The organism is Janthinobacterium sp. LS2A (assembly GCF_036543145.1).
Taxonomy (GTDB): Bacteria; Pseudomonadota; Gammaproteobacteria; order Burkholderiales; family Burkholderiaceae_D; genus Janthinobacterium; species Janthinobacterium aestuarii.
In genome coordinates this window covers 310,468-334,876 of record NZ_JAZHPB010000003.1, presented here as the reverse complement: position 1 = coordinate 334,876, position 24,409 = coordinate 310,468, and the positions used below count along the sequence as shown (strand labels likewise).

General features: G+C 62.0%; 27 protein-coding genes. 12 read left to right on the top strand and 15 right to left on the bottom strand.

Annotation, left to right across the window (positions count from 1 at the left end; all coding sequences use genetic code 11):
• Window positions 1-6: 6 nt before the first annotated feature.
• The gene (locus V3C40_RS11785) at window positions 7-306 is read left to right on the top strand and encodes a hypothetical protein (protein WP_331777510.1); all 300 of its coding nucleotides are present in this window, start codon (window positions 7-9) and stop codon (window positions 304-306) included.
• On the opposite strand, the gene V3C40_RS11780 is transcribed toward V3C40_RS11785, so the two are convergent.
• The 5 genes from V3C40_RS11780 to V3C40_RS11760 form a co-directional block, all read right to left on the bottom strand.
• On the bottom strand, window positions 307-720 hold the full coding sequence (locus tag V3C40_RS11780) for a VanZ family protein (protein ID WP_070303285.1): 414 nt from the start codon (window positions 718-720) through the stop codon (window positions 307-309).
• 548 nt (window positions 721-1,268) lie between these two features.
• Window positions 1,269-2,033 (bottom strand): SDR family NAD(P)-dependent oxidoreductase, encoded by a 765-nt coding sequence (locus V3C40_RS11775; RefSeq protein WP_331777509.1) that lies wholly within the window; start codon window positions 2,031-2,033, stop codon window positions 1,269-1,271.
• A gap of 85 nt (window positions 2,034-2,118) precedes the next feature.
• Window positions 2,119-2,640 carry a TPM domain-containing protein gene (locus V3C40_RS11770; protein WP_070303283.1) on the bottom strand — a complete coding sequence of 174 codons (522 nt, stop codon included), beginning with the start codon at window positions 2,638-2,640 and terminating at the stop codon, window positions 2,119-2,121.
• Window positions 2,640-3,470, bottom strand: a complete 831-nt coding sequence (locus V3C40_RS11765; RefSeq protein ID WP_331777508.1) for a TPM domain-containing protein — start codon at window positions 3,468-3,470, stop codon at window positions 2,640-2,642. Before V3C40_RS11765 ends, V3C40_RS11770 begins: the two co-directional genes overlap by 1 nt.
• 1 nt (window position 3,471) lies before the next feature.
• Window positions 3,472-4,086 (bottom strand): LemA family protein, encoded by a 615-nt coding sequence (locus V3C40_RS11760; protein ID WP_331777507.1) that lies wholly within the window; start codon window positions 4,084-4,086, stop codon window positions 3,472-3,474.
• 157 nt (window positions 4,087-4,243) lie between these two features.
• Here V3C40_RS11760 and pyrF point away from each other — a divergent pair, with 157 nt between their 5' ends.
• Entirely contained in the window at window positions 4,244-5,068 is an 825-nt protein-coding gene (pyrF, locus tag V3C40_RS11755; RefSeq protein ID WP_331777506.1) for an orotidine-5'-phosphate decarboxylase, read from the top strand.
• Window positions 5,069-5,201: 133 nt separating this feature from the next.
• On the opposite strand, the gene sbcB is transcribed toward pyrF, so the two are convergent.
• The gene (gene sbcB, locus V3C40_RS11750; RefSeq protein ID WP_331777505.1) at window positions 5,202-6,650 is read right to left on the bottom strand and encodes an exodeoxyribonuclease I; all 1,449 of its coding nucleotides are present in this window, start codon (window positions 6,648-6,650) and stop codon (window positions 5,202-5,204) included.
• Window positions 6,651-6,803: 153 nt separating this feature from the next.
• Here sbcB and V3C40_RS11745 point away from each other — a divergent pair, with 153 nt between their 5' ends.
• Window positions 6,804-7,433 (top strand): DUF5610 domain-containing protein, encoded by a 630-nt coding sequence (locus V3C40_RS11745; RefSeq protein ID WP_254671615.1) that lies wholly within the window; start codon window positions 6,804-6,806, stop codon window positions 7,431-7,433.
• A 1-nt stretch (window position 7,434) separates the two neighbouring features.
• On the opposite strand, the gene V3C40_RS11740 is transcribed toward V3C40_RS11745, so the two are convergent.
• The 5 genes from V3C40_RS11740 to V3C40_RS11720 form a co-directional block, all read right to left on the bottom strand.
• Entirely contained in the window at window positions 7,435-8,400 is a 966-nt protein-coding gene (locus V3C40_RS11740) for a GGDEF domain-containing protein (RefSeq protein WP_034760367.1), read from the bottom strand.
• Between the two features lie 261 nt (window positions 8,401-8,661).
• Window positions 8,662-9,039: an HPF/RaiA family ribosome-associated protein gene (locus V3C40_RS11735; RefSeq protein ID WP_034781728.1), complete on the bottom strand. Its 378-nt coding sequence runs from the start codon at window positions 9,037-9,039 to the stop codon at window positions 8,662-8,664.
• Between the two features lie 185 nt (window positions 9,040-9,224).
• Window positions 9,225-9,890, bottom strand: a complete 666-nt coding sequence (locus tag V3C40_RS11730) for a DUF1345 domain-containing protein (protein WP_331777504.1) — start codon at window positions 9,888-9,890, stop codon at window positions 9,225-9,227.
• A gap of 40 nt (window positions 9,891-9,930) precedes the next feature.
• Complete coding sequence (locus V3C40_RS11725; protein WP_034759952.1) at window positions 9,931-11,202, bottom strand: MFS transporter; 1,272 nt, start codon at window positions 11,200-11,202, stop codon at window positions 9,931-9,933.
• An 83-nt stretch (window positions 11,203-11,285) separates the two neighbouring features.
• Complete coding sequence (locus V3C40_RS11720) at window positions 11,286-12,311, bottom strand: CDP-6-deoxy-delta-3,4-glucoseen reductase (RefSeq protein ID WP_331777503.1); 1,026 nt, start codon at window positions 12,309-12,311, stop codon at window positions 11,286-11,288.
• Between the two features lie 12 nt (window positions 12,312-12,323).
• On the opposite strand from V3C40_RS11720, the gene V3C40_RS11715 reads away from it, so the two are divergent.
• The 4 genes from V3C40_RS11715 (at window position 12,324) to V3C40_RS11700 (ending at window position 14,524) form a co-directional block, all read left to right on the top strand.
• A complete protein-coding gene (locus tag V3C40_RS11715) occupies window positions 12,324-13,241 on the top strand; it encodes an SDR family oxidoreductase (RefSeq protein WP_331777502.1) in 918 nt (305 codons plus the stop codon).
• Window positions 13,242-13,324: 83 nt separating this feature from the next.
• Window positions 13,325-13,585 (top strand): hypothetical protein, encoded by a 261-nt coding sequence (locus V3C40_RS11710; protein ID WP_034759943.1) that lies wholly within the window; start codon window positions 13,325-13,327, stop codon window positions 13,583-13,585.
• Window positions 13,586-13,772: 187 nt separating this feature from the next.
• Window positions 13,773-14,042: a hypothetical protein gene (locus V3C40_RS11705; protein WP_331777501.1), complete on the top strand. Its 270-nt coding sequence runs from the start codon at window positions 13,773-13,775 to the stop codon at window positions 14,040-14,042.
• Window positions 14,043-14,284: 242 nt separating this feature from the next.
• On the top strand, window positions 14,285-14,524 hold the full coding sequence (locus V3C40_RS11700) for a hypothetical protein (RefSeq protein WP_029496207.1): 240 nt from the start codon (window positions 14,285-14,287) through the stop codon (window positions 14,522-14,524).
• Between the two features lie 87 nt (window positions 14,525-14,611).
• Here V3C40_RS11700 and V3C40_RS11695 read toward each other — a convergent pair whose 3' ends face one another.
• From V3C40_RS11695 to V3C40_RS11685, 3 genes are all read right to left on the bottom strand, one after another.
• On the bottom strand, window positions 14,612-15,325 hold the full coding sequence (locus tag V3C40_RS11695; protein WP_070288591.1) for a glycine-rich domain-containing protein: 714 nt from the start codon (window positions 15,323-15,325) through the stop codon (window positions 14,612-14,614).
• Window positions 15,326-15,513: 188 nt separating this feature from the next.
• Window positions 15,514-17,361 (bottom strand): CHASE domain-containing protein, encoded by a 1,848-nt coding sequence (locus V3C40_RS11690; protein WP_331777500.1) that lies wholly within the window; start codon window positions 17,359-17,361, stop codon window positions 15,514-15,516.
• A gap of 201 nt (window positions 17,362-17,562) precedes the next feature.
• A complete protein-coding gene (locus tag V3C40_RS11685; RefSeq protein WP_331777499.1) occupies window positions 17,563-19,329 on the bottom strand; it encodes a glutamine--tRNA ligase/YqeY domain fusion protein in 1,767 nt (588 codons plus the stop codon).
• A gap of 161 nt (window positions 19,330-19,490) precedes the next feature.
• Here V3C40_RS11685 and V3C40_RS11680 point away from each other — a divergent pair, with 161 nt between their 5' ends.
• From V3C40_RS11680 to V3C40_RS11665, 4 genes are all read left to right on the top strand, one after another.
• Window positions 19,491-19,784 carry a DnaJ domain-containing protein gene (locus V3C40_RS11680; protein WP_010395442.1) on the top strand — a complete coding sequence of 98 codons (294 nt, stop codon included), beginning with the start codon at window positions 19,491-19,493 and terminating at the stop codon, window positions 19,782-19,784.
• 93 nt (window positions 19,785-19,877) lie between these two features.
• Window positions 19,878-20,390 carry a hypothetical protein gene (locus V3C40_RS11675; protein ID WP_034759931.1) on the top strand — a complete coding sequence of 171 codons (513 nt, stop codon included), beginning with the start codon at window positions 19,878-19,880 and terminating at the stop codon, window positions 20,388-20,390.
• The gene (locus V3C40_RS11670; RefSeq protein WP_046685338.1) at window positions 20,380-21,168 is read left to right on the top strand and encodes a hypothetical protein; all 789 of its coding nucleotides are present in this window, start codon (window positions 20,380-20,382) and stop codon (window positions 21,166-21,168) included. The genes V3C40_RS11675 and V3C40_RS11670 overlap by 11 nt, the downstream gene beginning before the upstream one ends.
• Before the next feature lie 19 nt (window positions 21,169-21,187).
• On the top strand, window positions 21,188-22,060 hold the full coding sequence (locus V3C40_RS11665; RefSeq protein WP_331777498.1) for a hypothetical protein: 873 nt from the start codon (window positions 21,188-21,190) through the stop codon (window positions 22,058-22,060).
• A gap of 67 nt (window positions 22,061-22,127) precedes the next feature.
• On the opposite strand, the gene V3C40_RS11660 is transcribed toward V3C40_RS11665, so the two are convergent.
• Window positions 22,128-23,030, bottom strand: a complete 903-nt coding sequence (locus V3C40_RS11660) for a LysR substrate-binding domain-containing protein (protein WP_070303272.1) — start codon at window positions 23,028-23,030, stop codon at window positions 22,128-22,130.
• 103 nt (window positions 23,031-23,133) lie between these two features.
• Between V3C40_RS11660 and V3C40_RS11655 the strand changes: the two genes are divergently transcribed.
• Window positions 23,134-24,408, top strand: coding sequence for an MFS transporter (locus V3C40_RS11655; protein ID WP_070303271.1), 1,275 nt, complete (start codon window positions 23,134-23,136; stop codon window positions 24,406-24,408).
• The last annotated feature ends 1 nt before the right edge of the window (window position 24,409 follow it).

Genomic DNA, 24,409 nt, shown 5'->3' with positions numbered 1-24,409 from the left:
GAATAAATGTCTGCCGATTTCCATAGCGTCAAGCTGATCAATGAGTTGGTGATTGCCGTGTACGGCGCCCCGGGCGCAGCGAACGGTGCGCGCGCCCGCTATGCGCTGACCCAGGCCCTGCATGCCTTGACGAGGCTGTCACGGTCGGAACAGTTGATGGAGATGCAGCGCGATGCGGCGCGTGCGGCGGGAGCAGCCAGCCGGCGCGAGATGCGCACGGTGCTGCGCCGCATCGCCGGCAGGGCGGCAGCGGGCCAGGGCCAGTTGCCGCTGGCGCTCGGTGCCGGCGATGACACCGCGCTGTGATCAGCCCTGCTGTTTCTTCAGCGCGGCGGCGGCCATGCCGGGCCAGCAAAAGTAGAGCGGCAGCACCACGGCCACGGCGGCCGTGATATCGACCACCCAGTCGCTGACGGCGCCACGGCGGTAAGGCAGGAAACTCTGGATGAATTCGTCCAGCGCGCCCATGGCCGCCACCATCAGCACCGACAGCAGCGCCCGGCGCGCCATGCCGCCTGCCGTGCCGCTGAACAGGATCAGTGCCAGCACGCCATAGCCGACGGAATGCAGCACGCCGCCCGACGCATATTGGCCCACGTCCGCGCGCACGCCGGGGATGTCGCCGATCAGGATCACCAGGGCATACAGCAGCAGCGCGGTGCGGTAGCGCAGGCTTTCATAGCGGTCGGAAAAACAGAGTTCGGGCAAGGGTGCGGGCATGATGCGTCAGGACGGTTGGAAAGGCAGTCACAATATCATGTGCGTGGCGGGCCACCGTGTTTTTGCGCAAGAGCTTGCCGTACGGGCAAAAAAAGGCCCGCGGGGGCGCGGGCCAAAAACCCAAATGAAATGGGTCAAGAGTTGAGAGTTGCTCGGTACTCACCATGTCGCGCGCCTTGCCGGCGCCCGCCATGGTCATGAAAGGGGAGTGGTGTGCCATCGCGGCACACCTGTCTGTAGTCAGGCATATCGGTTGCCTGTACAGCAGATGAAGCAAGTATAGGGGGCGAAAATGACGGCCTGATGACACGCCGCAACATTTTTTTTGCGGCAGGCAGAATAATCGGGAAGATTGTGCGTCATGGCATGAATGGCCATGTTTCAGCATTGAGGGCAAAAAAAAGCCCGCTGGTGAAAGCGGGCTTAAAACTATTTTCTTGGAGGAGAATAGTGGAGACAGGTGCATTATGCTGCGTCGCACGATATGTGTCTAATGGTCTTTTCAGATAACCATTATCGTTTTTTGATATAACTGCCTCGTCTTGCCCTCATTCCTTCACGGCCACCGTGTAGTTGAGCGCCATGCGCCCGCCATCGACATAGATGGTCTGGCCCGTCATGTAGGTGGCGTCGTCGCTGGCCAGGAAGGCTGCGATGCCCGCCACTTCCTCCGGCTCGCCGCAGCGGCCCAGCGGCGTGCGCGACAATATCGTGTGGCGCGCCTCCGGGCTAGACAGCACCGCCTGCTTGGCCAGTTCCGTCAGGATGGTGCCCGGTCCGATGCCGTTCACGCGCACGCCGTGCGGCGCCAGGTTCAGGGCCATGACCTTCGTCAGCTGGTTGATGGCGCCCTTCGATACCACGTACGGCACCTGGTTCGGGATCGCCAGTTCCGCATTCACGCTGGACATATTGATGATGCAGCCACTGTTGCGCTTGACCATCTCGCGCGCCACGGCCTGGCCGCACAGGAACATCGATTTCAGGTTGATGCGCATGACCCGGTCGAAATCGTCTTCGCACACGTCGAGGAAATCGGCCGCGTGCGTGACGCCCGCATTGTTGACGAGGATATCGATGTGGCCGAACTGGGCCAAGGTTTCCTTCAGCATGGCATCGACGTCCGCCTTCTGGCTGACGTCGGCGCAAAAGAAGCGCGCCTGCTGTCCGAGGGCGGTGGCCGCCTGCGCGCCTTCTTCCTTGATGTCGACCAGCATCACTTGCGCCCCTTCGGCGATCAGGCGGGTGGCGCAAGCCAGGCCGATGCCTTGCGTGGCGCCCGTGACGATGGCGGTTTTATTGATCAGTTTCATGTGTGCTCCTCGGCGGGTAATAGAGAGCGCTGCCCAGGCCACAGGCTTGCGCGGCAATGGGCAGATTTTAATCCCTGGGCAGGAATCAGAGGAGAATGGGTTCGTTCGGCAACTGGTTGCCGCGCGTACCGTCAGCGGGGAAGTGGCTTTGCAGCAAAGTATTCAACTGCTGCAAGGCATCGAGCGTGCTGTCGTGGTAATTGCCATCCTTGAAACCCTTGGTCATCGTGCGGCATACGGCTTGCCACTGTTCCGGCGTGACGCGGCGGCCCACGTTGCGGTCGGCCACGATATCGACCTGGTGCTCGGCCAGGTTGATGTAGATCAGCACGCCAACGTTGTCTTCCGTATCCCACACGCCATACTGGGCGAACAGTTCGCGCGCCCGCTCGCGGTTGCTCACGCCCTGGTAGGCCATGCCTGGCGTCAGGGCCGCTTCGACGATCAGGCGCACTTCCGCCCGGTGCATCGTTTCACCGTCGGCGATGGCCGTCTCGATGGCTTTCAGGGTGCGTTCCGGAAACGCCTGGCGCGCCGTCGCGGGCGTGCCCCGCAAATGTTTCAAGGCGCGTCCGCAGCGCTGTCCGAATGTCAGTTGTTTCGTCATTACCAATCTCCCGAGGCGCCGCCGCCGTCAAATCCGCCGCCGCCGCCACCGAAACCACCGCCGCCACCGCCAAAACCACCTCCGCCGCCGAAGCCGCCACCGCCGCCCCGGTTGTTCAGCGCCTGGCTGAGGATGCTGCCCAGCACGACGCCGGTGGCGCCGCTGGACCAGTTGCTGCCGCGCTGCAGGCGGTTAGGCCCGCCGCGCGAACGGAACAGGGTCAGCACGACGAGAAAGCCGAAGAACAGCAGCGGCAGCCAGAAGGTCATGCCGCCCGCGTCCACCGTGGCCGGCGCTTTCTGCTGGGCCGGGGCGGGGAATTGCTCCTGGTTCAGCAGGGTGGCAATCGACCCCACGCCGGCGACCAGGCCGCCGTAATAATCATTCTGCTTGAAATGGGGGGCGATCACGTCCTGCAGGATGCGTTTCGATTGCGCATCCGTCAGCACGCCCTGCACGCCGCGGCCCGCCTCGATGCGCAGGCGGCGCAGCGACGACGGGTTGTCCTTCGCCACCATCAGCAGCACGCCGTCATCGACGCCCTTGCGGCCCAGCTTCCAGGCATCCGTCACGCGGATGCTGTATTGCTCGATGGCTTCCGGTTCCGTGCTCTTGACCAGCAGCACGGCGATCTGGCTGCCCGTCTTGGCTTCGTAATCGGCCAGCACGCCTTCCAGCGCCGCTTTCTGCTTGGCGTCGAGCATGCCGGCGTTGTCCGTCACGCGCGCCGCCAGCGGCGGCACGGGCACAAGACCCTGCGCGCTGGCGGACAGGCTGGTGCACAGCAGCAGCGCCGTCGCCAGCGCCGCCAGATAAGACCAGGCTTTCATCTTATTTGCCAAAGTTGACGGTCGGCGCGGTCGAGATGGCTTTTTCGTTTTCCACCGTGAACGATGGCTTGACCTTGTAGCCGAAGACCATGGCCGTCAGGTTGTTCGGGAAGCTGCGCGCATGCACGTTGTAATCCTGCACGGCGGTGATGTAACGCTGGCGCGCCACGGTGATGCGGTTTTCCGTGCCTTCCAGCTGCGACTGCAAATCGCGGAAGCTCGTATCGGCCTTCAGGTCAGGGTATTTCTCGGACACCACCATCAGGCGCGACAGGGCCGACGACAACTGGCCTTGTACTTGCTGGAATTTCTCGAACGCGGCCGGATCGTTCAGCACTTCGGGCGTGATCTGGAAGCTGGTGGCGGCGGCGCGCGCCTTGGTCACCGCTTCCAGGGTTTCGCGTTCGTGCGTGGCATAGCCCTTGACAGTGTTGACCAGGTTGGGAATCAGGTCGGCGCGGCGCTGGTACTGGTTGACCACTTCGCCCCAGGCGGCCTTGGTGGCTTCGTCCTTGCTCTGGAAGTCGTTGTAGCCGCAGCCCGTCAGGATGCCGGCCAGGACGGTGACGCTCAGGGCCAGGCGCAGCCATTTTATGAATTGATTGGTGATTTGCATGATGGGTTCCGTGCAGAGTAAAGGAGGTGAGGCAAATATACCTGAAACAGCCCGCAATGTCGGTTTAATAAGCGCCGGACGCGGCCCCTGGCTGCCTTCACGGGTCCATGCCGCGTTACAATACGGGGTTTGCAACTGAATATAGAGAAGGTGTGCCGTGAATTTCATCGATAAATTATCCGCCGCGTGGACGGCCAATAATTCCCTGCTGTGCGTAGGCCTGGACCCGGACCTGGCGAAACTGCCGGCCGACCTGCGCGACTTGCCTGATGGAATCACCACCTTTTGCACGCGCATCATCGACGCCACGGCCGACCTGGCCTGCGCCTTCAAGCCGCAGATCGCGTATTTTGCCGCGCTGGGCGCGGAAAAGCAGCTGGAAGACATCTGCCGCTACGTGCGCGAGAACTACCCGCACATCCCGCTGATCCTCGACGCGAAACGGGGCGACATCGGCGCGACAGCCACGCAATACGCGCGCGAAGCGTTCGAGCGCTACGGCGCCGACGCCGTCACCGTGAATCCCTACATGGGCGAAGATTCGCTAGACCCCTACCTGGCGTGGAAAGACCGCGGCGTGATCATCCTGTGCCGCACTTCGAACCCGGGCGGCTCGGACCTGCAATTCCTCAATACGGATGGCGAACCGCTGTACCAGCGCGTGGCGCGCCTGGTGGCCGACAAATGGAACAAGAACGGCCAGTGCGCGCTCGTCGTTGGCGCCACCTTCCCTGAAGAACTGGCGCAAGTGCGCGCCATCGTCGGCGACATGCCGCTGCTGGTGCCCGGCATCGGCGCCCAGGGCGGCGACATCGCCGCCACCGTCGGCGCGGGCCAGACGGCGAACGGCATGGGCATGATGATCAGCTCGTCGCGCGCCATCATCTACGCCACGCCGCAAGCGGGCGAAGATTTTGCCGACGCGGCCCGCCGCGTGGCCATTGAAACGCGCGATGCGATCAATCAACATCGTTCGGTTTAAGCACCATCCATCAAAAATGTAGGTCGGGTTAGGCCAGCGGCCGTAACCCGACAACATCGGTAACGTCAACAATGTTGTCGGATTACGCGGGCCTTCTGCCCGCTAATCCGACCTACCCGGCTCGCGCCCTCTTTCAGTCGCGCATGGGCGCCACCATCTCCGCGTAGTCGTACAGCTCGCCTAAAATCTCTTCTCCCCGCTCATCCACCGATTCCGACAGCACGTCGATTTCCGTAAACAGCATTTCGATCGTGCGGGCGCCGCCGTCGCCGTCGAACAGGCGGGCGGCGCGGTGCTGTTCCCAGCGCAGGCTTTCCGCTTCGCTCAGCGTTTGCGGGAAATTGCGGGCGCGGTAGCGGAACAGCAATTCCTGCAGGCGTTCGTCGGCAAACGAGGGGCGGGCCGTGGCCAGCTTGGCCGGCGTTTCGCGGCGCAAGGATTCGAGCAGGCGGCGGTCGTCGTTGCTGACGAAACCGTTATACAGATCCTCATCCACGTCCAGCGCCACGTTCGCGCCAGGGCGCTCGAACACTTCGGCCCAGATGGCATCCATGTTCGGCGCCGTCGCGGCCAGTTGCGCGTTGACCTTCGCCGCGTCCACGTCGATGCCCCATTGCGCGGCCATGGCCGGCGACAAGGTTTTCAGGTTGCCGACCAGCATGGGCGACTTGTTCAGATGCACGCTTTTCACTGGCAGGCGCGTCATGCCTTCGGGCATGGCTTCCTTGCGCGTGAACAGCCGCGTGCGGATGGTGTCGGCGTCCAGTTCGAACAGTTCACGCGGGTCGTAGGCGCAATCCCAGACGAGGATCTCGTTCTTGTTGCTCGGGTGCGTGGCCAGCGGCCAGACGACGCCCACGCAGCCCCGTTCGGCGGGGAACATGCCCGACACGTGCAGGAAAGGCTGGCGCTCGCCGGCGGCCAGGTGCATGCCCATTTCGCTGGCGACCCGGTCCTTCTTGTGCAGCGCCAGGCAGAATTCGAACAGTTTCGGCTGTTTCTGCTTGATCAGGCGCGCCAGGGCGATGGTGGCGCGCACGTCCGACAACGCATCGTGCGCCGCTTCGTGGGCCAGGCCGTTGGCCTTGCTCAAGTGTTCCAGCTTGAAACTGGTCTGGCCATCGTCGCGCTTCGGCCATTGAATGCCTTCCGGGCGCAGCGCATGCGTCATGCGCACGACGTCGAGGATGTCCCAGCGGCCGCAATGGTTCTTCCATTCGCGCGCATACGGATCGATCAGGTTGCGCCAGAACAGGAAACGCGTGACTTCATCGTCGAAACGGATGGTGTTGTAGCCCACGCCGATGGTGCCCGGCTCCGAAAAGGCCGCTTCGATGGTAGCGGCGAACTGGTGTTCGGGCACGCCCAGCTGCAGACACTGCTGCGGCGTGATGCCCGTGATCAGGCACGATTGCGGGTCTGGCAGGAAATCATTGGCTGGCTGGCAATACAGCATGATCGGCTCGCCGATCTCGTTGAGTTCGGCATCCGTGCGGATGGCGGCAAACTGGGCCGGGCGGTCGCGGCGCGGCTGGGCGCCAAAGGTTTCGTAGTCGTGCCAAAGAAAGGTCTGGTTAGTCATTGATGGTCATTACTTGGTTGCTTGATTGGTTATCCGGGCCGTAAACGCGCCGCTGCTACAGTTTTCTGAAAACCTGCCGATACTACACGAGAGGATGGTCATCATCGCGTTTCCCGCATGGTGGCATACATTGCCCGTTCAAGGAGGTCTATCGTGTCAATTCCCATCGCCGCAGGCGGCAATTCCAACCCTTCCGTGACTTCCGTCAGTACGGGCGTTGCCGGCAAGGACGAGAAAGTCCAGCAAAAGGACGGCATCAACGCTGAAATGAGCGTCAACGACCGCACGAAGCTGCAATTGAACGCCTCCATCATGCAGGCGTCGCTGAACGTGTCGATCGGTTCCGAGAACGAGCCGCTGGCGCTGCTGTACAAGACGGCCATCACCAACATCAATGAAGCGCTGAAGGGCCAGTACGGCGACGATGCGATCCAGAACGCGGCGTCGCAGGATAATAGCGCCGAAGCGACGGCGAGCCGCATTGTATCGCTGTCGACCGGGTTTTTTGACGCCTTCAAGAAACAGAATCCCGACCTGGATGACGATGCGGCTCTGACAAAATTCATGGATACCATCAGCGGCGGCATGGAAAAAGGCTTCAAGGAAGCGCGCGATATCCTGGAAGGCTTGAAAGTGCTGGGTGGTGATATCGCCGGCAATATCGACAAGACGTATGAACTGGTGCAGAAGGGCTATGCGGATTTCATCGCCGCGCACAGCAGCAAGAAGGATGACGCTGCCAAGCCGGATGCGACCAAGCCGGCCGACAGCAAGGCTGCCTGAGCTATAGCATGACCCGGTTGCGTCCGCCTGCCTTCGCGCGGTAGAGCGCCGCGTCGGCCGTCGCGATCAGCGCATGGTCATCCTGTTCGGCCGCCAGGCTGGACACGCCGAACGAGCCCGTGATGTGCGGCAGCGCGCTGCGCATGTCGGCGAAGATGACGGCTTGCTGCATGCGTTCGCACAAGCGTTCGGCGACCCGCAGGGCCACGTGTTCGTTGGTATCGGGCAAGATCACCATCATTTCCTCGCCACCGTAGCGCACGGCGAAATCCGTGGGCCGCAGGGCCGCGCCCAGCACTTGCGCGGCGATGCGCAGCGCCTGGTCGCCCGCCTGGTGGCCGTGCGTGTCGTTGAAGCGCTTGAAATGGTCGAGGTCTATCATCACCAGCGACAGCGGCGAGCCGCTGGCGTGGGCCGTGACGATCATGTTCGGCAGTAAATCCGTCAGCCAGGCGCGGTTGTACAGGCCCGTCAGGCTGTCGACCATCGACAGCTGGCGGTAAAACTCGCCCAGTTTCTGCCGGCGGCGCAGCAAGGCGTTGGCGGCGCGGATGCGGAAGGACAGCAGGCGCAGCAGGTTGCGCGCCAGGCCGTTCGATTGCTCGATCAATTCCCAGACGACGGCCGCGTCGATCACCAGCAAGTCGGTTTCTTCCAGGGCGGAAATGGCGGCCAGGTTGCTCGCTTCATCGAGCACCGATTGTTCGCCCACGCTTTCGCCGGGCAAGACCTTGCTGACGGTGCCGTCATCCATGCCCGTATGGATGTCGGCGGCCACGGCCAGCGAACCGCGCAGGACGATGTATAGGCAAGTACCCTGTGTGTCGGCAATGGCTTCGCCCGCTTCGAGGCGCATGACGGGGCAGGGCGCCAGCATGGCGGCCGTCTGGCTATCCGCCCCATCGCGAAATAGCTGTAAATCGCCGATGTTGCAGCCTGAAGCGCCGAAGTTGCCGATCTGTTCCACAATCACACTTTCAAAAAGCCGGCGCGCGCGAGCAGAGGGCCGGTAGCTTCATGATAGCGTAAAGCGGCCTTGGCTGTAACGACAAAGGCTTGCTTGATGTCACTTACTGTGAGAAATACGACAATTATTTCATTGCGGTGTTAATACGCCGGAATGCTTGCAGTTTTATTATTGAAGTTGCCGCGCGTAAAAGGCGGGCCAGATGTGCAAAGGCAGCCTTGAACGGCTGCCTCAGTCTCTGGAAATCCTGCAGGTGGGGAGTTACTCGGCGGTTTCTTCCGCTTCGGCCGTATCGATCACGGCATTCTTGCCGGTGGCGTGGCGCTTGCTGTCTTGCAGGCGGCCCAGGGCGCTATCGATGGCGCGTTTCAGTTTGTCGGTGGCGCCGGCAACGGATTGATGCACGGTGGCGTTCTGTTCGGTCACGGCGATCGGTTGGTAGCCAGCAACGCGTGCTTCCATGACGCAGCGAATATCGTCGGCGCCGCCTTTCGGGCCATTCGTGTCGCTGATGTGGACTTCGATGCGGGTCAGGTTGTCGCGGAAGCGGTTCAGCGCGCTTTCAAGTACGGATTGCACATGTTCGTTCAGTCCAGCGGTGTTGGCGATGGTGCTGTCGGTATGAATATTGATTTGCATATGCTTACTCCTGTCAATTCAAAAAAAACCCATCTCAGGCGTGCTGCGGCCTGGTTGCTGCCCCATGCACATGACCTCTGTGCATGGAACTTATCTTACTCCTCTTTCCAGTATTTCAAGAGGGTGCGCACGATTAAGATGAGCTTAACCCTTCAGCCAGGTCAAGTTTCCACTACGAAATTATTTCAACCATTGATCAGACCGGCGGCGATATTGATCGACAGCCCCAGCACGACCAGGTTGAAGAAAAAGCTCAGCACGGATTGCCCCAGCACGATCTGGCGCATCATGCGCGTCTGCACGGAAACGTCCGACGTCTGCACGGCCACGGCGATGGTGAAGGCGAAATACAGAAAATCCCAGTAATCGGGGTTTTGCTCGTCGTCGGGAAATTTCAACGGGCGCAGTGCGGGATCGGCCTGGTAATACAGGTGGGCGTAGTGGAAGCAGAACAGGGTGCCGACGAGGAACCAGGAGCCGACCAGGGTGAGGATCGTCAAGCCGTAGTGCAGTGCGCGCTCGTCCGGCGCCAGGTCTTTCATCGAAGACAGCTGCGAGACGATGGCCACCAGGCTCATCACGGAAGCGACGGACAGGGCCGACAAGACTGTTGCCGCCCGCTCGTCCTGGCGCGCCGCCATCATTTTCACGCGGTGGTGGTTGGCGCGCATCATCATCCAGGCCATCGTCGCCAAGTAGAACCAGACGGCCACGTTCCACGCCGTCAGCAACCGCGTCATCTGTTGCCACGATGCGGGCAGCAGCAGACCGGCCGCCACGCCAATGACCGTGGCCAGGCTCAGGTGGGGGCGGCTGCGGATGAAGCTGCGGAACGGAAGCGTGATTTTCATGGTGCCAGGATGCATCAGTTGGGATAGCGCATCTTAGCGCTTAAGTTGCCGCCGTGGTGGCCGTCCTGGCGGCCGCTTCCTTCTCGTGGTGGGGGAAGCGGTCCATGCGCGACAGCACGGGGAACAGCACGGCCCAGATGCCCGTCACGGCCAGGGTGGCGGCACCGCCGAAGAGCACGGCGCGCACGAGGCCGAACCAGCCGGCTGTGAGGCCCGACTCGAATTCGCCCAGCTCGTTCGAGGCGCCGATGAAGACGGCGTTCACGGCGCTGACCCGGCCGCGGATTTCGTCGGGCGTCTCGAACTGCACCAGCAGGTGGCGGATGTAGACGCTGACCATGTCGCCGGCACCCATCAGGAACAGCGCCGCCAGCGCCAGCGGGAAATAGCTGGTGCTGCCCAGCACCAGCGTGCCCAGGCCGAAGACGGCCACGCCGCCGAACATCCACGCGCCCACGCGGCGCGTGATGGGAAAGATGGCCAGCGCGATCGAGCACAGGGCCGCGCCTGCACCGGGCGCCGTGCGCAGCAGGCCCAGGCCGCTGGGGCCGATATGCAGCACGTCGTGCGCGAGCGCCGGCAGCAGGGCCGTGGCGCCGCCGAACAGCACGGCAAACAGGTCGAGTGAAATGGCGCCTAGCACGATGGGTTTCGACCAGACGAAGCGCAAGCCTTCGAGCAGGGTATGCCAGCTGACGGGTTCGCGTTTGACCACCTGCGGCGCGGGCGTGGTGGCGCGCATCAGCAGGACGGACACGACCAGCAGCGCGGACGAGATCAAATACACGACCTTGGGGCCGAAGTAATACAGCAAGCCGCCCAGGGTAGGCCCCAGGATGATGGCCACGTGCGAGCTCGACGAGCTGAGCGCGACGGCGCGGCTGAAGTGTTGCGTGGGTACCATGTTCACCAGCACGGCTTGCGTAGCCGGCATCATGAAGGCGCGCGCGCTGCCGAACAGCACCAGCACGGCAAACACGGGCCAGACGATGGAAAGTCCGCTCAGGGTGAACGCCAGCAGGGCCAGCGCGCAAGCGAGCTGCGCCGCCAGGCACCAGGCGATGATGTTGCGGCGGTTGTAGCGGTCGGCCACGTGGCCGGCCGGCAAAATCAAGACGAGGAAGGGGGCGAACTGCGCCAGGCCGATCAAGCCCAGGTCGAACAGGCTGCCCGTGATCTGGTACACCTGCCAGCCGATGGCCACGCTTTGCATCTGCACGGCCACCGTGCCTAGCACGCGGGCGGAAAGATAAAAGGCGAAGTTGCGGTGACGCAGGATGCTGAAGCCGTTGCCGGCAGAGGCGAGAGACATGAAATTTCCAGGAAGCAGCGGGATAGAGCGGTGGTGGCAGCGGGCGCCGCACCAGCCGCGCCCCGCTGTCTGGACGGTGACGCTTACTTGGCCAGGTCGGCTTCCGTGGTGAAGGCGTCCGCGTAGAACTCGTCGGCTGGCAACTGGCACAGTTGCACGAAATCGCGGTTGGCCGACTCGACGACGATCGGCGCGCCGCAGGCATACACTTGATACGCGGACATGTCGGGCAAATCGGCGATAACGGCCTGGTGCACGAAGCCCGTGCGGCCTTCCCACGCGTCTTCCGGCAGGGCGTCCGACACGACGGGCACATAGGTGAACTGCGGCAAGTCGGCGGCCCACTGGCGGCACAGCGCGTCCATGTACAGGTCGTGCGGACGGCGCCCGCCCCAGTACAGGGTGATCGGACGCGGGGATTGCTCGTTGATCATGTGCTCGACGATGGCTTTCAGCGGGGCAAAGCCCGTGCCCGAGGCCAGCAGCACGACGGGCTTGTCGGAATCTTCGCGCAGGAAGAAGGTGCCCATCGGGCCTTCGAAGCGCAGGATATCGCGCTCTTTCATGGTGCCAAATACCTGGTCCGTGAACAGGCCGCCTGGCATATGGCGGATGTGCAAGCTCACGGGGCCGCCTTCGACGGGCGCGCTGGCCATACTGTAGCTGCGGCGCTTGTTGTCGCGCAGCATGATTTCGATATACTGTCCGGCGCGGTAGTTGAGGCGCTCGCTGGCTGGCAACTGCAGGGTCAGCACGACGACGTCGGGCGCGACTTTTTCGATGGTGGTCACGCGCGACGGCATTTTCTTGATCGGGTAATCGCTGCTGCCCGCCACTTCGCGCGCCTGCACCACGAGGTCGCCCTGGGGCACGGCGCAGCACAGCAGCGAGTAGCCGGCTGCCGCTTCATCTTCCGTCAGGGAGCGGGGCTGATATGGCTTATGCTGTACATTGCCGGACACGATCTTGCCCTTGCAGGAGCTGCAGGCGCCACTCTTGCAGCTGTATGGCAGGCCGACGCCGGCGCGTATCGCCGCCGACAGGACGGTTTCGTCCGCTTCACAGCTGAATTGGTGGCCGCTGGGCTGAACAGTAATTTGAAAAGTCATACAATCCTTGAGATGAAAAATATGTTAATGCACTCTTTGCGCAAGCCGTCAGGCTTGCCGCGCCTGCTGATCCTGGGCTGCGGCGACGTCGGCATGCGCTTGCTGCCCCTGCTGCGCGCGCGCTTTCGCGTCTTTGCCGTCACCAGCCAGCCGGCGCGCTGCGCGCAGTTGCGGGAAGCCGGCGCCGTGCCCATCGTGGCTAACCTCGACGACCGGGCCAGCCTGAAACGGCTGGCGGGACTGGCGACGATGATCGTGCACCTGGCGCCGCCCCTGTCGTCGGGCTTGCTGGACCGGCGCACGCGCAATCTGGCCGCCATTTTACCCGAGCATGCACGCATGGTGTATGTGAGCACCAGCGGCGTGTATGGCGATTGCGCTGGCGCCTGGGTCGATGAAACGCGCACGACGGCGCCGGCGAATGCGCGCGCGAAGCGGCGCGTGGACGCCGAACAGGTATTGCGCGGCTGGGGCGCGCGACGCGGCGCCAAGGTGGCCATCCTGCGCGTGCCCGGCATCTATGCGGACGACCGCTTGCCTTTGAAACGCTTGCGCGAAGGCACGCCGGCCCTGGCCGCGGATGACGATGTGTACACCAACCATATCCATGCCGACGACCTGGCGCGCATCATCGAACGGGCCTTGTGGCGCGGCAAGCCGGGACGTGTGTATCACGCCAGCGATGACAGCGAACTCAAAATGGCCGAGTATTTCGATGCCGTGGCCGACACGTTCGGCCTGCCGCGCCCGCCGCGCCTGCCTCGTGCCGAGCTGCGGCAAGTGGTCACGCCGATGCTGCTGTCGTTCATGTCCGAATCGCGCCGATTGCACAATACGCGCATCAAGCGCGAGCTGGGCGTGCGCCTGCGCTACGCGCGCGTGGCCGATGCCTTGCGGGCGCTGTCCGCCGATGGCGCCGGCATCGGGTAAAATGGCCGGTTATCTGCGCACTTTGCTGGGCCGGCGCGCAGCGCGCCGTTCCCGCGCTGCGCCACTCACTTAAGGAATACAGCATGAGCACCCTCACTTACGAAGAATACCTGGACGAGGTCACCACCGTCCTGACGGAACTGTACGACCTCGACGACGAAGCCGCCATCAAGCTGGTCGTGGCGGCGCAGGACGCCGAATTTTTCGTCCCGCACGATGCGCATGAAGAAATGCGTACCGTCGAGCAAGCCAAGAAAGATGCGGTCACCCTGTTCGAGCGCAAGCAGAACCGCCAGCAAACGCAGGAAAAACAGCAACAGCGCGTGCGCCAGCAAAAGAAATAAGACGGAAGCAGGCCGTGGGGCAGTACGGGTTCCGGCGCAACACCGGGGTCGTGCCATTTGATGCACCGCAAACGCGTCATGGCGCGCTGGCGATATGGTGAGCAATGTCGTCACGCGTCTGGGCTCTTGTGACGGGCTCTGCATCTACAACCAGCGTGACGTTGTTTTCCGTCAGCAGGAGCGAGTCATGCGAGCAACGAGTCACCCCAGCAAGGAGCAAGTGCGCGCCTATATGCGGCGGCGCGAACATGCGCTGCAGCCACCACCACCGCCCGATGAAATTCGCCGGCAACTGGCCTGGTGCCGCGCGGACGATTCCCCATGCACTTGCCCACTTGCCACCCCGGCCGGCGTGGCCGTGCAAGGCTGGCATTTATCTACGGAAATGGCCCGCCTGGGCACCCTCATGGCCATAGCCTGGCTCATGCATAGCGGTGTTGCTCATCGTAAAAATTGATGACGTGCAGCAAATTTTTCCGATTTGAGTTATCCTCTAGCACATTCCAAGTGCGTCAATTCTCTTCAATTATCACAATTTTGCTCTAAGTTACGCAAAAATCAACAATAGCGTGTATTATATTGTTTGTGGCGTAAAAGCCGCATAAGTGATGGCGCTTTTTAGTGTGTTTACCCTGAATTAGTGCGGAAGAGACATTCTGTCTTTTATTGCCCTAATACAACAAGTACGGATTTTTGATCATGTCTCTCAAACAAATTACCTCTTTGCCTACCTACAACCCGAATCGCGTCCTCGATGCGATCATCGACAAGCTGCAACTGAAAAACGATGCCGCCTTGTCGCGAGCTCTGGAAGTGGCGCCACCTGTTATCAGCAAGATTCGTCACAACACCTTGCCGATCGGCGCCACGATCCTCATCCGTATGCATGAAATCAGCGATTTCAGCATTCGTGAACTGCGCGAGTTGATGGCTGCCTAAGAGCGCCTGACAGACGGCAAACTGAGAGGTGCCGTCTGGGTAAGTCAGGCTTGCCGCGTGCGGTAGCCACATCTGTTTTCCGCTTTTCTATTGCGGATCGCGGTTCAATACCGGACGATCGACATAGAAGCGCCCCATTTCCAGGCCAGTCGAGGACGATTTGACCACCGCTGCGGTAAGTGAGGCAGGCGCGCTGGAAAATGCGGTGCTGGCAGCCCCGGTCGCGCGGCCCGAATACGCCGTCGCCTGCACCGCCGCACTGGAAAACGCCGTTTGCACAGCCCGGCCCGAGTAGGCCGTTGCCTGTACCGCCGCACTGGAAAATGCTGTTTGGACAGCCCGTCCCGAATACGCAGCCTGCACAGCCCGTCCCGAATACGCCGCCTGTACGGCGCGACCCGAATACGCCGTCTCCGCGCGAATATAATCTTCTCCGAACGTTTGCTCATACAGCTGCTTCATGCGCTCGCCCACGCGATGGTGCGCCGCTTCGTCGTCTTCGCCGCGCAAGCCGATGTAGGGGAAGTGATGGAGGAAGTAACCGAATACCTGTTCGCAGTCGGCCGCATATTTCAGGGTGTCGAGGATGTGGTAGTGCCAGAAGGTATCAACGTCCATCAGCGGCGCCGTTTCTTCTTCTGGAAACTGTTTCATCAGGATCAGAAAGCGGCGGTATTCGAATTCCACCGCATTTGCTTTTTCCAGGCTCCATCCCTCGCCTGACTCCCGGTGCATCAGCTTGACCTTGATCGCGTCCAAATTCAAATCGGCAATTGCCTTGAAACTGTCGTTCGTATCCATGAATGTCCTTTTGTAAAGAGCGTTGTGGGAAATACGGTGAAACAAGGGAAAGCGGCGGGTGCGTACTCCTGGCAAGTAGTCGAGGAATGCCTGGCCCATGGCGGGCGGGCGCTGAGTTGTTCCACATTAATATTGCATCTAATTACGAAATATGCAAGCTGAGCTTGCTTCATGCGGGCGCGCGCCGGTCAGTTGCTGACCCGGCTTTCTTCCTGGTAGGGAAAGGCGGTGGCATCCGCGCCCAGCGGTACGCTGACGTGCACGCTCATGCCGGCGCCGGGGCTGCTTTCGATGTAAAAAGTGCCGCCCAGCAATTTTATGCGCTCCTCGATGCCCACGAGGCCAAACGAGCCCAGCTTGTTGCGCCCGTCGATGGCGGCGCCCACGCCGTTGTCGCAGATGCTCATCGACACCGTATCGCGGCACTTTTCCAGCTTGACTTGCACGCGGCTGGCATGGGCATGCTGTGAAATGTTGCTGAGCGACTCTTGCAGGATGCGGAACAGGGCCGTCGCGCACTGGTCGCTGAGGCAAATGTCGTCATGGCTTTCGCTCACTTCGCAGACGATGCCCGTGCGCTGGCGAAATTGCGCCACCTGCCATTCGACGGCCGCATTCACGCCCAGGTCCAGTACGGTAGGGCGCAAGTCGTTGATGATCTGCCGCACGCTCTTGATGGTGGCGTCGATCTGTTCCAGGGTCGAGCGGGCGCGGGCATTCAGGCGCGGGTGGCGGCGATGCGTGCGCGAGGCCAGCATGTCGGCGTCGATGCGCAGCACCAGCAGGTTCTGTCCCAGGTCGTCATGGATTTCGCGAGCGATGCGCTTGCGCTCTTCTTCCTTGATCTGGTCGGCGTGGGCCGCCAGGCGGCGCAGTTTCTGATGCGACAGCTGCAGACGGATCTGGCTGGCGCGCAATTCCTCCGTCATGCCGTTCGCCATCTGGATGGCACGCCTGCGCGACGACGCCAGGGTGTGGAACAGCATGTACAGCAGCATGGTGCTGGCAAAGCCTATCAGCAGGGCCAGCCATGGCAAAAAGGCGTCGAAGCGCGTATACAGGTCGCTCTTGCGCACGCTGAACAGCGCTTGCCACACGCGGCTATTGTGCTCGATCAGCATCGTGCTGCTCAGGTAGCGGCCGGAATTGCCGGGCAGCCACCATGGCGCATGCATGCCCGCCGTCGTGCTGTCGAAGATGGGGCGCATGTCGTGCGGTAAGTCTAGCGGTGCGCGCGCCTGCGGGCCGATATCGAACAGAGTCAGGCGAACGTTGCGTACCGGCATGTCCGCCAGCGCGCTGCGCATCATCGTCACCAGGTCGTAGCCGATGCCGACGGAACCCTGGTACGCCGCGCGCCGCTGCTCCACCGTATCGACCTGCATGCCAAAACGGTACACGGGCAGGCGCATGGCCATGCCCGTCAATTGGGGACGGCCTTGCATCGGCACGGGCACGCCGGAATTGCTGATGTTGCCGGAATCGCGCGACTGCACCAGCATTTCGGCGATCAGGGGGCGCGAGGCGATGTCATAGCCATATTTTTCAGGGGCGCTGGCAATCGGTTCGATATACACCAGCACGGAATAGTGCGCGCGCGGGGCGGGTGGATGGATGGCAAACGCCGGATAGCCGTCGCGCCCGGGCGGATAGTCGCGCTGCATGGCCGCTTCGAAAGCGGCACGCTGCGTCTCGTCCAGTTCCTGGCTGTAATTGAGGTTCATCACCCCCGGATAGTTCTGTTGCAGGGCGATGTTTGCCACGTAGCGGTGGAATTGCTCACGGCTCACGTGTTCGTTGGCGTGGAACAGGCTGGCCGTGCCGCGCAGCAGGTTGGCATACGACTTGACGCGCGATTCGATGTTTTTCTGGGTATTGCGGGCCAGATTGTTGAATAGCTCGCTGGCATCGTTTTCGATCGACAGCGAGGCGGCCATATAGAACAGCAGGCCCACCATCGTCGACATCACGAAGCCGAGCAGCCACTGCGGCCTTTTTTCAGCAGATAAGGGGTGTTCGCCGGCAGTAGAAGACATCGCCATCCGCATCAGGAAGAGGAATCGGGTGCCGCCTGGGCGACGGAGGCTAGGCTGCGTTGTACAAGCACTATTAAAATTGCAAATTGCTCAATAGCTGCCTAATATACAAAATTATCGTTATTATAGTCAATAAGCAATATTTCTCGTTGAAACGAAAAAAACCGCCGCAGCGGTTTTTTTTTCGTGTGCCGTCAGCCCTTATTTGGCGGGCTGCCAGCTGTCTTTCAGGGTGACGATGCGGTTGAAGACGGGCTTGCCAGGCTGGCTGTCGACACGGTCGGCCGCAAAATAACCGTGGCGCTCAAACTGGAAGCGCTCTTCCGGCTGGGCCAATTCCGCACCCGGTTCCAGCCACGCTTGCACCACTTCCTTGGCCAGCGGATTCAGGGCCAGCTTGAAGTCCTTGCCGCCCGCGTCCGGCTGCGGGTCCGTAAACAGGCGGTCGTACAGGCGCACTTCCGCAGGAATGGCCGTCGGTGCGCTGACCCAGTGCATATTGCCCTTGACCTTGTAATTGGCGCTGCCTTCCGTGCCCGACTTGCTGTCCGGGAAGTAGGTGCAATGCACGGCGATGACCTTGCCGTTGTCATCCTTGTCGTAGCCCGTGCACTCGATCACGTAGCCGTAGCGCAAACGCACGCGGCTGCCCGGCTTGTCGTCGATCGGTGGATACAGACGGAAATAGCCCTTGTTCGGCACTTCCATGAAGTCGTCTTCCTCGATCCACAGCTCGCGCGAGATGGGGAAGGTGCGCAAGCCGCGCTCGGGGAAGTGCGGGTGCACGGGCGCCGTGCATTCCACGCTTTCGCCTTCGGGGAAATTGTCGATGATCAGTTTCAAAGGACGCAGCACGGCTACCGAGCGCGGCGCTTTCGGGTCCAGGTCTTCGCGCAAACAGCCTTCGAGCACGCTGTAGTCGATCCAGCCGTCCGATTTCGTCACGCCCGTGCGTTCGCACATCAGCTGGATCGCTTCCGGCGTGTAGCCGCGGCGGCGCATGCCCACGAGGGTCGGCATGCGCGGGTCGTCCCAGCCATCGACGATGTTTTCTTCCACCAGCTGGCGCAGCTTGCGCTTGCTGGTGACGATGTAGGTCAGGTTCAGGCGCGAGAATTCGTACTGGTGCGGCACTGGTTGCTGGAAGAAGCCGCCGGCCGACAGGGTTTCCAGCAGCCAGTCGTAGAATGGGCGGTGGTCCTGGAATTCCAAGGTGCAGATCGAATGCGTGATGTTTTCCAGCGCGTCCGAGATCGGGTGCGTGTAGTCGTACATCGGATAGATGCACCAGGCGTCGCCCGTGCGGTGGTGGTGCGCATGGCGGATGCGGTAGATGGCCGGGTCGCGCAAGTTCATGTTCGGCGAACTCATGGCATCTTCGCTCATCTTCGCGCGCAGGATGTGCTCGCCATCCTTGAACTGGCCCGCCTTCATGGCGCGGAACAGGGCCAGCGATTCGTCGCGCGGACGGTCGCGGAACGGCGAATTCTTGCCGGCCTGGCCGAAATTGCCGCGGTTGGCGGCCATATCTTCGGCGCTCTGGCTGTCGACGTAGGCAAAGCCGGCCGTGATCAGGTATTCGGCCATCGCGTACAGCTGGTCGAAATAGTCGCTCGCGTAGTGCAGGTGGCTCTGGCCATCGGCATGCTTCGGTTCCCAGTCAAAGCCCAGCCATTTCACGCTGTCCATGATGGTGTCGACGTATTCCTGCTCTTCCTTGGCCGGATTGGTGTCGTCGAAGCGCAGGTTGCACTGGCCGGCGTAATCGCGCGCCAGGCCGAAATTGACGCAGATCGACTTGGCGTGGCCCACGTGCAGGTAGCCGTTCGGCTCCGGCGGGAAACGCGTGATCACCTGGGGCAGGCCGGGACGCACGTGGGCGCCGGCAGCCAGGTCGGCTTCGATGATGTTACGCAAGAAATTGGGCGCCAGCGCTGGCGCGGCGGTATTCGGTTTATCGTTGCTCATTGATCAATGCGGAAGAGTGACAGTAAAGAGCATTTTACCGTACCGCAAGCGCTTTATAAGCACGTATTTGGCCCCATATCCGAGCATGCAAGCGACGCCGACGCCGTTCTATAGGATAATTCGCCTTTAATTAGTAGAAAAACGTGACCCCGGAGCCTTTTATGGAAAATTTATATAACGTCCTCGGTGTCGCGCCCAATGCCAGCGACGATGAAATCAAGAAGGTTTACCGTTCGCTGGCCATGCGCTTCCACCCCGACCGCAACCAGGCCCCCGGCGCCGAGGCGCGCTTCAAGAGCGTCACCAAGGCCTATGAAATCCTGGCCGACCCGGCCAAGCGCGCCGAATACGACCAGAGCGTGAACCACCGTATCATCATCGACCCGGAAGCGGAAGCGTATGCCCTGTGGTGCGGCGTGTTTCGTTTACATGGCACAGTATTACCTGCCGACTAAACCGCTGCGGCCCGCTTCAGCCGGCCCGAATTACTTGAAAACAACAACAACGGCGCTTTTATCAGCGCCGCGCATTACATTGGAAAGCACAGCATGAGAAGAGTACACCCTGAATTCGCGTACCAGTCGCGCGAGCTGGAAGGCCAGATCGAAGGCATCCTCGGCGACCCGCCGAACCGCAAGAACTACAAGAGCATGGTCGATGCATTGGTCGGCGAATACGCGAGCGGCGGCGGCATCGAAGACGTGAACATGCTGGCCTTCGCGCTGGTCGACCACATCACCTTCAGCGACCCGAAAGGCTTGCTGGCCGAAAGCGAAGACTACGAGTTCGGCGACCCGGCCCGCGTGTTTTCCATGGCCGCCTGCGCCGCGCCGGAAGCGGCGAAGATGTACGCCGCCATCGAAGAGAGCTTCCCCGACCTGGCGCGCCAGGCCATCATCACGGCTTTCCTGCACAAGAATCCGCGCCTGTGGGACGACGACGACCAGTCGCTCGACCAGCTGGCCGCCAATGACGACGGCGACGACGATCACGACGAAGACGAAGCCACCGACGATTTCGCCCAGATGTTTGACCAGGATGGAGATGACCATGGCCGATAACACGGAACAAAAGAGCAATCTTCCCGCGCTGACGAAACAGGTCACGGAATTGGTGCTGTCCGGTTCGCTGGGCCACGCCGAGCAGGCGTTTGCCGACGCGGCCGACCAGTATGGCGACCTGGCCGTGGTAGAAGTGCTGAGCGCGATCCCGCCACAGGTAACGGCGCTGCACCTGGCCGGCTTTGACGGCGGCAAGATGTCGCTGGCAACCCTGCTGGTGCCGCCGAAAGCATGGGCCGACAGCCTGGCCTTCATCGCCGCCACGTGGAGCGACGACCAGATCGAGGATGATCCTGAACGCATCGCCGAAGCCCTGTTCGCGCACATCCACGGCGTGGTGTTTTCCACCGACGACGCCGAGCGCCGCCGCGAGCTGCTGCTCGAAGCGTCCGCCACCGACTGGGGCGCCACGGCGTTCGCCATCCTGTTCTCGATGGCACCGAAGGAAATCCTCGAAGTGGCGGGCGAGATCGTCATCAAGGGACCGTACGTGACGGGCGTGACCTCGTCCGACAACGACGTCGTGCCGCTGGCCATTGAGCTGGCGCAAGCGAATGAAGACGGCTGGGACCGCTCGCTGTTCGAACTGTTCCCCGACTTCCGCCACAGCGCCGACCTGGCCGACGCGGAATACTCGGATGACCCGGACGAAGAACCGACCATGTTGCAGCGGAGCACCAAGGAATTGCTGTACCGCTTGCGCAAGCAAGTGCCGAGCACGCGCAGCGCGCCGCGTTCCAGCACGCGCCGCAGCCTGGGCACGGGCATTTTCTCGTAATGAAAGCAGGGAACGTCTAATGCTGCCAGCAATTGTTGTAGAGAATCTTCCGCGCCTCGTGCGCGCCATCAAACTGTTGCCGGGCGACCCGCGCGAGGACGCGGCCCTGAACCTGGCCGACGAATTGACGGGTATCACGGCCATGGTGGCCGAGAAGTTTACGAATGAACGCACGGCCGACGGCATCCAGAAAGCGCTGTACCTGACGGTGGGCGGCGTGTCCTTGGGCCTGGAGCAGGCCGTCACGCATGAGGGCGACCAAGCCGCGCTCGATTTCCTCGTCGAGCACGGCGCCGAGCACGCGTTCCAGGTGGGCTTTCGTCTGATCAAGGAATTGTCGCAGCTGCCCGAAGACGCCCTCGTCGGCGAATACGACCAGGATCCCGTCTACCTGCAGCGGCGCTTGCGCGAGCTGTTCATCGATATTTGCCAGGCCGACCCGAACCAGAACTGGGCCGGCTATGAAAAGTATGCGGTTCAATTGCAACAGCGCAAGGAAGTGCAAGCCGTCGTGCGCCTGGCAAGCTGGCTGCGCCGCCACCATGACAACGGTCCCGTCAGCGACAGCGACTTGAATGCCGAGGGCGTCATCGCCCTGGCCATCATCTTCGCCATCGAAGGCGGCGGGCGCATCATCGCGCGCACGGGGCAGAAGGAGTTTGAACGCTTTGTGCGTTCCGTGCGCAAGAACAAGCCCGACTTCGAGGAAGGCTGGGCCGCCCTGGTGGCCAAGGTTCCCGTCCAGCACCATCCGGTCTTGCTCGACCGCATCGATTCCTACCGCCGCAGCTGCACCGTCGTGCATAAAATCCTCACGCGGGTCAGCATGAAAAGCCTGTTCGAGGACCTGGAAAATTATGCGGGTTCGGAGCTGGACGCGGATTACTCGTGACCGCTGGTGTCGGATTACGCCCTTTGGGCTAATCCGACCTACGCCGACCTACGCCGGCCTCATCGGCCTATTCTTTCTCTTCCATGGCCGCTTCCTCGGCCAGTTTCACGAACGCCGCCACCAGCGGCGACGTCTCTTCTTCTCTTTGCGCCAGTAACAGGCTGGTGGTCGCCTGCGGGTCGGCGATGGGGCGGTAGCACACGCCATCCATGCGGATGCGGTCGAACGAAGAGGGCAGCACGGAAATGCCGCAGCCGGCCGCCACCAGGCCGATGATGGTCGACGCCTCGCCCGCTTCCTGCGCCACCTGGGGCACGAAGCCGGCCGCCTTGCACAGGCGGAAGATCTGCGGATAAATCCCCGTGCCCGCATCTTTCGGGTACATGACAAAGCCTTCGCCCGCCATATCGGCAATGGCAATCGCGTCCTTGGCCGCCAGCGCGTGGTCGACGGGCAAGACGAGGAACAGCGGATCCTGGCGCAGTTGCGTCAGCTTGATATCGGATGGATATGTCGTTTCCGGCGGGCGCACGAAGCCCAGATCCATCGTCCTGCCCGAGATCGCTTCCAGTTGATGCAAAGTCGCCATTTCGTGCAGGGTCAAGGTGACGTGCGGGAACTGCTGGCGGTAGCGGTTGATGACGGTGGCGAAATACGGCGTGAACGGCGTGGAAAAGGTAAAGCCGATGCGCAATTCGCCCGCTTCGCCCCGCTGGGCCCGGCGCGCCGTGACAGCCGCCTGCTCCGACAGGGCCAGGATGCGCCGCGCATCGTCGAGAAAGAGGCGGCCTGCTTCCGTCAGGCGCACTGAGCGCTTGTTGCGCTCGAACAACTGCGCACCCAATTCCGCTTCCAGCGCCTGGATTTGCTGGCTCAGCGGCGGCTGCCCGATGTGCAGGCGCTCGGCCGCGCGCGTGAAGTGCAGCTCTTCGGCGACGGCGACAAAGTAACGGAGGTGGCGCAGTTCCATGTTCAGTAATCGTTTTAAAGTATGAGTTGGGCCTTGAATATATATTGGACGATATGAGTTGGCAATCCTAAGATGAAGACTCGCTCCTCTTTGAAACACGGCCATGTCTGATTCATCGCTTGCTTTTGCCCCCGCTGCCTCATCCGCCATTCCAGTTTCCGCTCCCGCTCCCCGCACGGCCATCGCCAAGGGTTCCATCGAATTCAAGCGCAGCAACCGCGCCCTGTTCTTTGGCGGCTTTTCCACCTTCAGCTTGCTGTACTGCATCCAGCCCCTGTTCCCCTTGCTGTCGCACCAGTTCCATCTGACGCCGGCGCAAAGCAGCTGGTCGCTCTCCGTGTCGAGCGGCTTGCTGGCCATCTCGCTGGTGCTGCTGAGCGCCGTGTCGGACCGTGTCGGCCGCAAACCGCTGATGGTGGCATCGATGTTTTCCGCCGCGATACTCACGATTTTGTCCGCCTTCGCGCAGGATTATGCGCAGCTGCTGGCCATCCGCGCGGCGCTCGGCATTGCCCTGGGCGGCATGCCGGCCGTGGCCATGGCTTACCTGGGCGAGGAAATCGAGGGCCCATCCCTGGGCCTGTCGATGGGGCTGTATATTGCCGGCAGCGCGTTTGGCGGCATGTCGGGAAGGCTGGTGGCGTCCATGCTCAGCGATTTCCTGTCGTGGCGCTGGGCTCTGGGCGTGCTGGGCGTGGCCGGCGTGCTGGCGGCGGCGGAATTCTGGCGCAGCCTGCCCGCATCGAAAAATTTCGTGCCCAGTACAAAAGGCTGGAACGCCTTGCCGCACGCCATCCGCCAGCATTTTTCCGACCGGGGCTTGCCGTGGCTGTTTTGCCTCGCCTTCGTGCTGATGGGCTGTTTCGTCAGCCTGTATAACTATATCGGCTACCGCCTGCTGGCCGCGCCATTTGGCTTGCGCCAGAGCACGGTCGGCTTGCTGGCCTTTTTGTATCTGATCGGCATTTTCAGCTCCGTCTGGGCGGGGCGCCTGGTGGACCGCCTGGGGCGCCGGGGGGTGCTGTGGATCATGCTGTTGCTGATGCTGTCCGGCATTTTATTGACGCTGTTCGACTCGCTGCCGCTGATCGTCATCGGCATGGCGCTGGCCACCTTCGGCTTCTTTGCCTCGCACTCGATCGCCAGCAGCTGGGTCAGCCGCCGCGCGCGCGCGCCACAGGCGCTGGCCTCGGCCTTCTACTTGCTGTTCTACTACCTGGGTTCGAGCCTGATCGGTTCCGCCTCGGGCATGATGTGGGGCTTCGACGGCTGGACGGGCGTGGTCATCATGCTGGGCCTGTGCCTCGGTGGCGGCGTGCTGATCGCCTTGCGTCTGCGCCATCTGCAGCCGCTGGGGGCGCGCGAAGCGGTGGGCTGAG